The sequence below is a fragment of the Paenibacillus sp. FSL H8-0261 genome, assembly GCF_045040645.1.
Lineage (GTDB): Bacteria > Bacillota > Bacilli > Paenibacillales > Paenibacillaceae > Paenibacillus_AQ.
On the sequence record NZ_CP150297.1, the window covers coordinates 6515323 to 6527801 of the forward strand.

9 protein-coding genes are annotated in these 12479 nt (G+C 44.6%); 3 read left to right on the forward strand and 6 right to left on the reverse strand.

Annotation, left to right across the window (positions count from 1 at the left end; all coding sequences use genetic code 11):
• Positions 1-78 precede the first annotated feature (78 nt).
• The 5 genes from MHI27_RS29070 to MHI27_RS29090 all read right to left on the reverse strand — a co-directional run bounded on the left by MHI27_RS29070 (position 79) and on the right by MHI27_RS29090 (position 6340).
• The gene (locus MHI27_RS29070) at positions 79-2073 is read right to left on the reverse strand and encodes a methyl-accepting chemotaxis protein (protein WP_405175205.1); all 1995 of its coding nucleotides are present in this window, start codon (positions 2071-2073) and stop codon (positions 79-81) included.
• A gap of 227 nt (positions 2074-2300) precedes the next feature.
• Entirely contained in the window at positions 2301-2696 is a 396-nt protein-coding gene (locus MHI27_RS29075; protein WP_042131422.1) for a Fur family transcriptional regulator, read from the reverse strand.
• 91 nt (positions 2697-2787) lie between these two features.
• Positions 2788-3885: a Ger(x)C family spore germination protein gene (locus MHI27_RS29080; protein WP_076285622.1), complete on the reverse strand. Its 1098-nt coding sequence runs from the start codon at positions 3883-3885 to the stop codon at positions 2788-2790.
• Positions 3882-4982: a GerAB/ArcD/ProY family transporter gene (locus tag MHI27_RS29085; protein ID WP_042194655.1), complete on the reverse strand. Its 1101-nt coding sequence runs from the start codon at positions 4980-4982 to the stop codon at positions 3882-3884. Before MHI27_RS29085 ends, MHI27_RS29080 begins: the two co-directional genes overlap by 4 nt.
• Before the next feature lie 5 nt (positions 4983-4987).
• Entirely contained in the window at positions 4988-6340 is a 1353-nt protein-coding gene (locus MHI27_RS29090) for a spore germination protein (protein WP_405175206.1), read from the reverse strand.
• Positions 6341-6497: 157 nt separating this feature from the next.
• On the opposite strand from MHI27_RS29090, the gene MHI27_RS29095 reads away from it, so the two are divergent.
• The 3 genes from MHI27_RS29095 (at position 6498) to MHI27_RS29105 (ending at position 10009) form a co-directional block, all read left to right on the forward strand.
• Positions 6498-8045, forward strand: coding sequence for an FAD-dependent oxidoreductase (locus tag MHI27_RS29095; protein ID WP_405175207.1), 1548 nt, complete (start codon positions 6498-6500; stop codon positions 8043-8045).
• Between the two features lie 172 nt (positions 8046-8217).
• A complete protein-coding gene (locus MHI27_RS29100; RefSeq protein WP_341059256.1) occupies positions 8218-8937 on the forward strand; it encodes a 3-ketoacyl-ACP reductase in 720 nt (239 codons plus the stop codon).
• 754 nt (positions 8938-9691) lie between these two features.
• Entirely contained in the window at positions 9692-10009 is a 318-nt protein-coding gene (locus MHI27_RS29105; protein ID WP_405175208.1) for an antibiotic biosynthesis monooxygenase, read from the forward strand.
• Positions 10010-10173: 164 nt separating this feature from the next.
• On the opposite strand, the gene MHI27_RS29110 is transcribed toward MHI27_RS29105, so the two are convergent.
• Positions 10174-12402: an MMPL family transporter gene (locus MHI27_RS29110; protein ID WP_379424730.1), complete on the reverse strand. Its 2229-nt coding sequence runs from the start codon at positions 12400-12402 to the stop codon at positions 10174-10176.
• Positions 12403-12479 lie beyond the last annotated feature (77 nt).

Sequence of the window (12479 nt, forward strand, 5' to 3'; positions counted from 1 at the left end):
TGTTTATCAGTATACTTGCAAAGGGCTGCAAAAGGGAAGATAAAAGCATCGTTTTCCTATATGAAATATATATTATTACTAGGAAGAGTGTATTTTAAAGCTACTCACAAGCTTTTGCAGTTCCTCCGCAAGACGGCTAAGGTCGGTAGACGAAGACGCCATCTCTTCAACAGAAGCAAGCTGCTCTTGCGCTGCAGTCGCGATGGTCTCTGTATTCACAGCCGCTTCTTCAGAGATGCCACGAATCTCTCCTATAGCCTTCTCCATGTGATCTGATTCCACCAATAAGGTCTGTACAGCCCCACCCATTGCCTCGATCTTCTCTGCAGCACTCTTGACCGCTCTACGTATACGGGAGAAAGAACGTCCGGAAGTATCCACGGCCTCTATCCCTTCGGTTACGCGCTGCTTTGTGTCCTCCATCGTATGAGTGACCAGCGTCATCTCACTATTAATGGCGGTAATCTGCTCTGCAATCAAATGCGCTGATCTCTCTGATTCCTCTGCCAGCTTACGCACTTCAGCAGCGACAACGGCAAATCCACGGCCATGTTCTCCAGCTCTGGCCGCCTCAATAGAAGCATTGAGAGCTAACAGATTGGTCTGACGGGCAATCCCTGTGATTACGCCGACACTGCCCTCAATTTGACCGGTTCTTTCGTTCAGCTTGTCGATTACACTGCCAAGCTCTCCCACCGTTCTATCGATACCATTGATCTTATCCACCACGCTGATGACGGAATCATTTCCTTCCGAAGCAGAGAGTGAAGTCTTGTCCATCATCGCAGACACCTGCTCCATATATACGGAAATATGATCCACTTCGCTTGTCGTCGCCGCTGTACTTTCCATTCCTTTGCGTACACCGATCACCTGCCGTTCCGTACCTGCCGCTACCTCCTGAATCGCTATCGTCATTTGTTCGATCGTTTGGGCATTCTGCTCCGCACTGGCAGTCAGCTCTTCGGCTGAAGAGGAGACATTACTCGTCATCTCCTGCACACCTATGATCATCTCGCGCAGGCTGAGCACCATTAATTGAAAGTTCTCGGCTAGCATGCCAATTTCATCTTTGCGGAAAGCCCCCATGTCTTCGGACAGATCCCCTTTGGCTATCACGGCAGTTGCTTTCCGCAAACGGATCAGAGGCTTCAAGATAGATTGAATATTAAAATAGATTACGATCAGTGCAAGCAGAACGGAAGCTACAATTACAAGCAGCGCTGTATTGCGGATTCCACTCGTTACTGAAGTCACTTCATCTATGCTTATCGTGCCTCCGATTCTCCAGCCCGTAAGCTCATTTACCATAAACGTCATCTTTTTGTGCGTACCCTTGTAGACATAATCAAAAGTACCTTGATCTTCCTCGAACATTGTCTTTATAAAGTCATCGGATGACTCCAGCCCAATAGCCTCTGTTGGATGAACAAGATATTTCTTGCTGTTATCCAGGATAATAATATATCCTTCCTTGCCCACCTTGGTCGCGGTCAATTCTCCTAATGCAGATAGATTGAGATTCAGGGTTATCACCCCGTCACCGCTCTTCAGGACCGTTGATATCGCGATCGCCGTTTCCTGATTCACAGTTTGAAAGGCCGGAGAAATCACAACACCTTTCCCGTGCTTCAGAGAATTAATATAGGCACTTTCCTGTCTGGGATCATAGCCTTCGGGCAGCTTGGCTTCCGAAGCATGGATCGATTGCCCTCTGCTTGTACTAACATATATATCTAGCACATCAGGATGTAGCACAGCATATTCCTTTAATCTGTCCTTCATAGAAGCTACCGTCTCTCCATTTGCCTCACTGTTGGTCCCCTCAGCGGTGAACTCAGCAGCAAAATAAGAAATAGTATCTATTTTTGATTGAATATTCGAGTTGATGATTGCATCTACTGCCTCAACACTTTCGGTAGCATTGTTCACCAGTTGATCTTCCACTTCATGGCTAGCAGATTGATAGGTTCGCCAACCGATAATGATACTGGGCAACAGTAGAACTAATAGGTATGTAAGAATTAATTTGGTTCGGATACTCATACCCGCTTTTTTGTTCATAGATGTCATCACACTCTCTCTCTTCTAATCTTAAAGAAGGACTTATTTACCAGACTTACTATATAATTATATATCCTCCTTTGGAACCGATTTTCCTCCTATCTTTCTTCATTTTTCTCATCATTCTTAAAAATTGTCATATAAACGCAACAAAAAGACCGCCTCAAAGAGAGCGATCTACTCAAATAAGCCTATTTCTTATTATTACCGTAGCAAAAGGCTCCGGTTCTTTCATCCTAGTTCACGTTCTTGTTCTTGCAGTTCGGGCAGACGCCTCCGAATACCACATGAGCATGACCAATGGTATAACCTGTATCCTTGGCCACTGTGTTCATCCAGTCTCGTGGAACTTGGTTCATTACCTCATCAACCGCACCGCAAACCTCGCAAATGATATGCTGGTGATCATCCATGCGGGCATCATATCTGCTGGCAGCCTCACCAAGCTTAAGCTCACGAATCATTTGTTTATCTGAAAGATAACGAAGAGAGTTATATACAGTACCGTATGCTAAGCTATGACCTTGTTCTACTAGCCGGTTCATTACTTCCGCAGCAGTGGGATGGTCATGTGAATTAAGGACGATATCGTAAACGGCTTGACGTTGGGAAGTCAAATTTAGACTTTTCATTGCTATCATCCTCTAACTTATTTTTAGATCAAGTATAAATCGTGAATGTAAGAACGTCAATCCCACTTTTATCCACTCATTACTTTCTCAGTTACTTAATCAATCCTGAATATTTGATGTTAACATCAGCTTTGACCTGAAAATCGAGCCCAGCATAGAGCTCCTTCCACACTTCCATTTCGGTATCATTATTAAAATGTCTAGCTCCATAGTGCAGCCCCCACCCAAAAGGATCCAAACCGCTCGTATGAATTTTTTTCAGTAATGCTAAGATATCATCTTCCAATTCTTTCTCGCCGGCCGTCTGAATTTTTTTCAACAAGCTATGTGTCACCAAATCCTGGCTGCTACTCTCTTCGAGGATCCCTTTAATCTTAATATGGTATCGAATAGTTGCTTTTCCGCTCTCCGTATTTAATATCTTGTAGTCCGAGGATGATCTCTCTGTGTAATACTGATACATGACCCCCTCGATATAGGCTGGCAAATTGGTCCGTAAGTTGGAGCGCGACAGCAGATTGTATAGCCGGGTTTCGTTCGGTGTAAGCACCATCTTGATTTTCTCGCTATCCAGTAGAGCAATTTTATCAATTAAGAACTCACTCTTCCCTTTGGCCTCGATAATCGGCAAAATCGGATCAATACCCTTCTCATAAATATTTCTCATCAACTGAAAGGAATACACACTAGCAATAAAAGGAGACTCCGTTCCCTGACCACTCATCGCCAGAATAAGAGAATTCGATGGAATTCGCTCCGATTCGGGTCGTACCTGCAGCACTTGAAGTGCCTCCGGACGCCCGACTGCAAAATTTACAATAAGCTGGACATCTCTGCGCCGCACGGCCCAATCCATAACATGCTGAATATCTTTGCGTGCGATCCCTTCTCCCAAAATAATCGATTTACAATGGGAATAATCAAGCTCCTTCTCCACTTTTGACTTCATTCTGCGGAGAGCTTCCGAAATACTAGGGGACTCTTCGGTTAATATCTGCATCTTCTCATCAATCTTAGTAACTTCCCCCTGTGGGATGGCCAGTTTCAAGCTGATCTTGAAAGTCCCTTCTTCTTCACCAGGGTCAACACCGATCGCCAGTACGAATATCCTTAAATCAATTTCTTTGAAGTCACAGCCGGCAAGGAGTAGCAGTAATACAATTCCTATTGCACTAAGTGCTTTTCTCACAACCTCTGCCTCCTTACTTTGCGATAACAATAAAACAGCAGAGCGATTAAGAACATCTCACCAAACCAGCGGATCTGTAGAAACCAAATACCCAACACGTTGAGCTGATATTGATCCATCCATATTAAGGAGAGGACCAGTCCGCTAAACAAGCACAGGATGAGCCACTCTTTCCACTGCTCTGCCTTCTGCGATTTTTTTTTCGTAGATGAAATAGCACCTTTGAATAACCCTAACCCTACATGCCAATGAACAATTACGCTCACCAGAGATAAAGTCATGTAGGCAAAATAAAAAATAAACAACATCCGTTCAATAATAAAGGATTCTATCCGGATACTGTCTGCCGTCGAGAACCACGTATATACATGTCTCTCAATCGCAACAGTACCGAAATAACCGATAGGGACTAAAAAGGTTACGAGAAGTACGAGAAGTCCTTCCACCCCTAAAATCCAGACATGCTTTAGCTTTAACCCATGAAATACCCGATTAAAGATGGCTAGATTAATATAACCACTAAAAGAAAAGGTAGCTGCCGAAAGACTCATCAAATCCGGCTTATGCCAGATGTATGTAGTGATCTGCAGAACAGAATCCCAATTGAAGTCCGGATTGGTCAGCGCCTTTACGATTCCATAGACAATTAACGGTAATGTAACGAAAAGAATGATTTCAAGACCATACAAAAGTGATAGTGAATCAAAGCGACAGCAGATGCAGACCAATATCAGAAAGCCGATCACGACAGTATATGGGCTTGAATTCGGACTGACATACCGCAGTGTAATATCTACAAAGGAAAGCAAGGTAACCCCCCCAGCCACACACCATAACCCCGCAAAAAACACTAGTAAGGGTTTGACTAGCAGCTTAGGAAGAAGAGGGGTAAATATTTCCGGAAACCCCTTTCCAGGAAATTTAGCAATCAATACAGTAAATATATAGACAAACAAAGTGCCAAGGACCGTTGCAATCAGTATGGAGAACAAAGCACCGTCAAAGCGTCTGTCTATTAGTTCCCTAGGAACAAAATTAATGATGTTGATCAAGCTGTTCATCAGAAAAAGACAGTAGAAATAACGGCTTTTGGCCATCAATGTTACCCGCCCTTCTTCTTACCAAGGTTATCAAGAAAAAACAATCTGAAATAAGGTTGTCCAAAGCTACGCTGATTGCATAAATACATCGCGAATCCTACAACACAGACCACTACACCAACCATTCCTAGAACAGCGGCAGCTATAAGAAAAATGTACTTCAGCACGCGTATCGACAAGCTCATCATATTCAGAGGAATCAGAAAATTGGATATCGCAACGGCAGAGACTAATATAATCATAATATTACCTACAAGCCCTGCCGCGGTAGCTGCCTGACCTAAGATTAGACCTCCGACTGTCGTGGCCGTAGGACCAATCGCTTTGGGCAGCCGTAAACTCGCCTCGGTCAGAAATTCCATCATCATAAGCATTAAGAGTACTTCCACAAAAGATGGATAAGGCACGGTCGCGCGACTACCCGAAATGAGTAGTGCAACCTGCACACGAATAATCTCTGGGTTATAAGAGGTAAGTGTTACATAGATCGCAGGCAGCCACAACGTCATGCACACACCGATAATTCGGAGTAGCTTTAAGAAACGGCCCACAATAGGAAATTGGATCTTATCATCCATGGATGTAAAAAAATCATTAAATATGGAGGGCAACACTATCGCATATCCCGTTGTATCCAGGAGTATCGCTACTTTTCCTTCAGACAAATTAAACACAACTCTATCAGGTCTTTCAGTAATAATAGACTTAGGGAGTATTCTCAATTTATCACTGCTTATAAACTTCTCAAGTTCTCCCGTAGCCTGTAAAATATCAACCTTTAGGGTATTCATCTTCTCCCTTAATTCCGCTAATACATTATGATCAACACGACTGATGTCGTATAGGATGGCCACTTTTGTTTTGGAGACATCGCCGATGATCATGGTTTCCATTTTGAGATTAGTGGATTGATAGCGACGGCGAATCATGTTCAGGTTAACCGCAATATCCTCCGTTAGTGCATCTGAAGGTCCCTGTGAAATGCTTTCTGCAGACGTTTCACTAACACCGCTGCTCTCTGTACTCATCGCGTCAAAAAAACAAATCACATCATTTATGCTAAGAAGAACGTAGCCACTAAGCAGAAGATCGATCGCTATTTCCTGCGTAGTCTCCTCTTCCGTGCCCGGATACGTCGTAATGTAATCAAGATAAGCGTTAGTATCCCCCATCTCATAGAACGGCGTAATCACATGGCGACTGAGCGTCTGCGAATCTGTAACGCTTTTAATATAAAGTAAGTTGATCTGCCCAAAAGGTGCAACGAGCGTTCTATCAATTAAATCGGCAAATCCGTCCAACTCCCCCTTAATCCATTCCAGAGAAACATTATGCTTATCCTGTTGAACTGACATGGATCATCCCTCCTATTTATCCTGCGCTTCCCAGATGCCACCTTATTTTGGCACTATTTCTCTGAATTCATGCACTGCACATATGAATACGGAGTTTCTTTTAACGCGACTGTGGTAATAAATGAAATGAGCATTGTACAGATGGAGGGATAATAAGATGGATCCACACCGTAAAATAACGCAAGGTCTACCGCAATTTCCAGAATCAATATGGCGTGACACTACAGATTTACCGACCTTTCCAAAGCTGACTGAAGATATTTCTACAGATGTCGCTGTGGTGGGCGGCGGTATTACAGGGATTACAACAGCCTATCTCTTAAGCAAAGCCGGATACAAAGTCGCACTCTTGGAAGCAGGGGAAATCCTCAGCGGTACTACGGGTTTTACAAGCGCCAAGATCTCCACTCAGCACGGATTAATCTATCATCATTTGCTGAAACATTTTGGGGCGGAGAATGCCCGGCGCTATTATCAATCGAACAATGAGGCTATGAATTGGATCTTAAAAACGGCTGAAGAACTTGATGTGTCTTGTGACATGAAACGTGAAGCGGCCTATTTGTACGCTGATACTGAAGATCATAAAACGCTTAAACAGTTGGAAGAAGAGTATAAAGCCTATGAACAATTAGGCCTGCCCGGTGAATGGCTGGATAACGTCTCTATCCCTCTAATGGCGAGCGGTGCGATTAAATTACCAGGACAAACTCGCTTTCACCCCCTGCAATATCTGAAGGCCTTGTTGAAGGTTATCGTGGAAAAAGGTGGCGTGATCTATGAGCATACAATGATGGCGGACAAGGTGGAGAAGAACGAAACGCTTACGCTTTTTACGGAAAAGAATGACTTCCGTATCACCTGCCGTTACGCTGTGTCAGCTTCTCATTTCCCCTTCTACGACGGAGGTGCGTTATATTTCTCGCGACTGCATGCTGAACGTTCCTACTGTCTGGCGATCCAGCCTGAAACGGATTTTGAGGGTGGAATGTATTTAAGTGCCAGCGAACCAACCCGTTCTCTGCGTGCAGTGGAGTGGGAAGGCCAGAATCTGATTATCGTCGGGGGTGAGAATCATAAGACGGGCCAAGGCATTTGCACGATAGGTCATTATGAGAATCTGGAGCTGTTCGCAGGCCACTTGCTGGGCATCAAATCGATCCCTTACCGCTGGTCAGCACAGGATTTAATTACGCTGGACAAGGTCCCCTACATCGGCAAGATTTCGAACAGCGAAGAGATTTATATCGCTACCGGATTCGGAAAATGGGGCATGACAAGCGGTACCTTGTCCGCTCAAATTATCTCCGATCAGATTCAGCGTAAGGATAATCCATACACAGAGCTATACGATCCATCCCGCTTCAAAGCTGGCGCCAGCCTAAAAAGCTTCTTCGTTCAAAATGCCAATGTGGCAAAAGAGCTTGTAGCGGGCAAAGTAGAAATCGTCCATAAAAAGACAAGTGATTTGAAGGCAGACGAAGGGGCTGTTGTCTTCCATGACGGTAAACGTGTGGGAGCTTATAAGGATCCGGAAGGGACGCTTCATCTGGTAGACAGAACCTGTACACATATGGGCTGTGAATGCGAATGGAACGATGGCGACCGTTCTTGGGATTGCCCTTGCCACGGCTCCCGTTTCTCCTATGATGGAGAAGTCTTAGAGGGACCTGCATCCGTGCCGCTGACGAAGCTTTACGAATAAATCATTTCATTCGTGGAAACAAATGATGGATTAATGGAAAATAACATCGCTATACATGGAAATTTTCAAATCGTTTCCTTCGGCGATTGTGAATGCTCTATAGCATTCAGGTATAATAGGACATGAACGAAGCATTAGCTTCAAAAATGTTTAAAGGAGCGTGACGTTAGAGATGGATTTAAGAGGAAAGAGTGTTGTGATTACTGGTGCAGGCAAAGGGATCGGCAAAGCCTTAGCCATGGCACTAGCTAAGGAAGGTGCTAATTTGGGCCTGATCTCCAGAACTTCAGGCGATCTCGAAGCGTTAAAATCAGCCTTAACGGAAGTATACGACGTTAAAGTCAGCATTGCCGTTGCGGATATCGCTGTACGCGAAGAAGCTGAACGTGCGGTTGCTTTCTTGCAAAATGAGCTTGGAACATTTGACGCATTAATCAACAATGCCGGAATTGCAAAATTCGGCACTTTGGTAGAAATGGACCCTGCCGATTGGGAAAGTCATATCCAAGTCAATCTTTACGGTACCTATTATGTAACTCGCGCTGCGCTGCCAGCTATGATTGAGAAAAATGGTGGAAATATCATCAATATCTCTTCTACCGCTGGAGAACGCGGTTTCGCAACAGGCTCGGCTTACTGCGCATCCAAGTTCGCACTGATGGGCATGACCGAAGCTCTCGCACAAGAGGTGCGTAAGCACAACATCCGCGTCGTAGCCTTGACTCCAAGCACTGTTAACACCGGATTAGCTTCCAACGCTGGACTTAAAATCGGTGACGAAGACCGCATGATGCAGCCTGAGGATGTAGCTGAATTGGCTTTAACAGCCTTGAAGCTGCCGGATCGTGTCTTCCTAAAAACAGCAGGACTCTGGACCACTAATCCGCAATAAAAGGGAGCAGCTGGTTCTACGCCATGCTCTGATTGCACTTGTTCAGGAGAATGCGGCTGGATGTAGGAGGAAGAAGCTTGGATTGTTTTATTGCAATTTGTGATCGATAATCCCTCAGGCTCTAACTCCTCTCGATGCTCTGATTGCACTTTGTGCAATAGAATGTCTCTGGTGGCGGCTAAAACTTGGTTTGATTGCACTTTGTGCAATCAAACTGGGGAAAAACACTACTTTAGGCGATTTAACCTTAATTCAATTGTACAGAGTGCAACAGAATACCTTTTGTAGACTAGTTCCTAGCTATTCTGTTGCACATTTTGCAATCAAACTTCACTTTCATCACCAGAGTAGGCAACTGGGGTTTAGGTACTTATTTAATTGTTAGTAATTATAATATTGTGGTGCTTATATTCTTCTTATAGTTGTGATTGGTACTTATAGTTACGATAAGTAATTGTAGTTAAGGGCCGTTACATCGAGCTCTAGTCACTACTAGGCGTTCGAGTAGCAATAGTTGCACTTTGTACATCTATTCAGCGTAATTAGAGGATCCTTCACACTTTAATTGCACTCTGTGCAACTAAAAGCAGGCAATTTTCAACCATTCGCCAAATTCATGGAATTTAGTTGCAGAGAATACACTTATCGCTTCGTTTTTAACGAAACAGAACTTTTAAGTGTATAAAGTGCAATTATATATTCAACCTATTGTTTATGTATGGATATCACACTACTGAACGGAGGTTTACCTAATATGCTAGTATTAACTAATACTATTAAGGTTAAAGAAGGTCATGGTGAAGCCATTGCTCAACGTTTCGGAGGAAATAATGGTGTACAGGATATGCCAGGATTCGTCCGTATGGAGGTGTGGCAAGGAAGTGCCAAAGAAGGTGTTGAGGAATTAAAGATCTGTACCATGTGGGAGAATGAGGAGGCATTTAAAGGCTGGACCTCCAGTGAATCCTTCCGTCAATCACACCGCGGTGCTGGTGGCAATGAAGCCATTCTTGGTGCTTCGATCGACAAGTATAATCTGATGATCAGCCGAACACCCGGCACTAGCAATTAAGTGTAGAGAATGGACAACTAATCGTAAACTCTTCGCACAGCTAGCAATTGGACCATCATCGCTATCTATAATAAGCATTGGGTTTCGACCATGACAATAACAACAGGGATGCCCTAAGCCAATATGGCTTTGAGACATCCCTGTTTGTTTTTACAGTGTGTCGCTTATTGCTCACTACTACGAGACAGAGCTTGCTCCACCTCTTGATGTTTCCCCGGCCAGAATGCCCATCGACCAAAAAGTGTCGTAATAGCGGGCACAAGGAACGGACGTACTACGAAGGTATCAAGTAGAATACCTAGAGCGGTGATGATACCAAATTGCACAAGCACCTGAATCGGTAAGCTAGCTAATACAGCAAAAGTACCTGCCAGAATGAGGCCCGCAGAGGTAATTACTGAGCTGGTCTCATTTACGCCTTCCGCGATGGCCTGCTTAAGCGGCATGGTCTTACGCTTTTTCCAAATATTCGAGATCATAAAGATGTTGTAATCTTCTCCAAGTGCCACCAGGAATACAAAGGAATAGAGCGGGATCGCTCCCTGAATGGCATCTGCGCCCATCACATAATGAATGATAATCCAGCCTAAGCCAAGTGCAGAGAAGAAGGAGAGAATGACCGTTCCGACCAGATAAATAGTCGCCACTATCGAACGCAGATATATCAACAACAGCAAAGTGATCAACCCGATAACAACAGGGATAATCAGATCGGTGTCACGATCTCCGATTTTTTTGGTATCATACTGCGTCGCTGTCTGACCACTTACCCACACATGATCTGAAGGATTCTCTACCCCTACATCAATCAGCGCTTGCTCTGCTGTTGCTAGAAGGGCTGGAATATGCCCCATCGCTTCAAGTGAATAAGGATTGTTCTTAAATTCGATATCATAACCCAGAATATCCTTGTTCACAGCGCCCTGCTGCGGATCGGAAACCGTGTCCACATACGTGAGCCCTCCGAGAATGACTTTAAGATCCTCTCCACTCGCTTGCCCCTTAGTATCAATAATCAGTTTAGCGGGTGCTAGTTCTCCCGGAGAAAACTGCTTACCGATGAGGTCGAACCCTTCGCGGGACTCCATATTTTTAGGAAAAGAAGAGAGGATATCATACGTAAACTTGATTCCACTAGAGAATGAAGCCAGAATCCCCAGTCCGATGACAGTCACTCCTACGATAGCCCAAGGTCTGGAAACTACAAATCCGCCAATCCCTTTTTTATGGGAGACTTTGGGTTCTGGAGCTGGTTTTCCTTTAGCCTTAGCCCGTTCAACCTCCATTTGCGGCGTGCGCGGAATGAATGGGAAGAACGAGGTCCGTCCGAAGATCGCCAAAAGTGCAGGTACAAGCGTTAAGCTAGCAATTCCCATAATGAAAATCGACACGCTGAACGGTATTGCAAAACGATGATAAGCTCCATACTTAGCCAGCAATAACGCAAACAGCGCGAGCACGACGGTGAAGCCACTCATAGCGATGGCGCCTGAAGATTCGGTTATGGAGCGAAGAAGCGCACGACTCTTACTCTCTTCTACCTTCAACAACTGCCGGAACCGTGAGATCAGGAACAAACAATAGTCCGTACCCGCACCGAACAACAGAACTGTCATGATGGATACTGCCTGTGAATCCACGGTGATCCAGCCTTCTTGCGCCATTTTTCCAAGAATCGGACTAGTTACACCATAAGCGAATCCAACTGCAATAAGTGGAATAAACGCCAAGATCGGCGAACGATAAATCACTAATAAGAACACCAGAACAAGCATAACCGTAGCAATTAACAAGGAAACGTCAGCGTTCTGAAACAGGCCTGAAGCATCTATAGAGATGCCCACTGGACCCGTAACACGTAAACTCAGGTCTTTTCCATCTACCTTAGCCGCGGAGGGGTCTCCACCCGTCTCTGTGTTTATGATCTTCTTCATTTCTGTCACAGCTTCACCGAGCTGATCACTATCTGCCGTTTTATCAAAAAGCACCGGGGTTACCAGTGTACTAAGATCCTCAGATAATGAGGCTTGCAGTGCCTGCGGCGGCAGCTTCCCTAGTGGGGGAACAAAGTTCTGATGGGGTAACGGTTGCTGCTCCAACTTGTTGTATACAGCAGTGATATGTACTAAATCGTCTTGCGAAAGCCCACCTTCTCTATGCCATACGAGCAATGCAGGTACTCCGCTTCCACTTGGAAACTCTTGTTCTGCAATTGCTGTTGCCTGTATTGATTGTGCATCATCTGGGAGATTGGGCGCATTATTAGCAACTTGAGAATTCACTGCAGGCCATAATAGGGTAAGTGCACCTACTAGCACTATCCATACGAGAAGAGTAATCCATTTCGTCTTTTTTCCTGCCACCCATTTACCGTAGCCTGACATTCCCTTCATCCTCTCCTTTACCTTCCCGCCTTAAAAATGAGCCGCGGGTCATTTTTTTAATTCTATCATATATATGCTTTAATTTT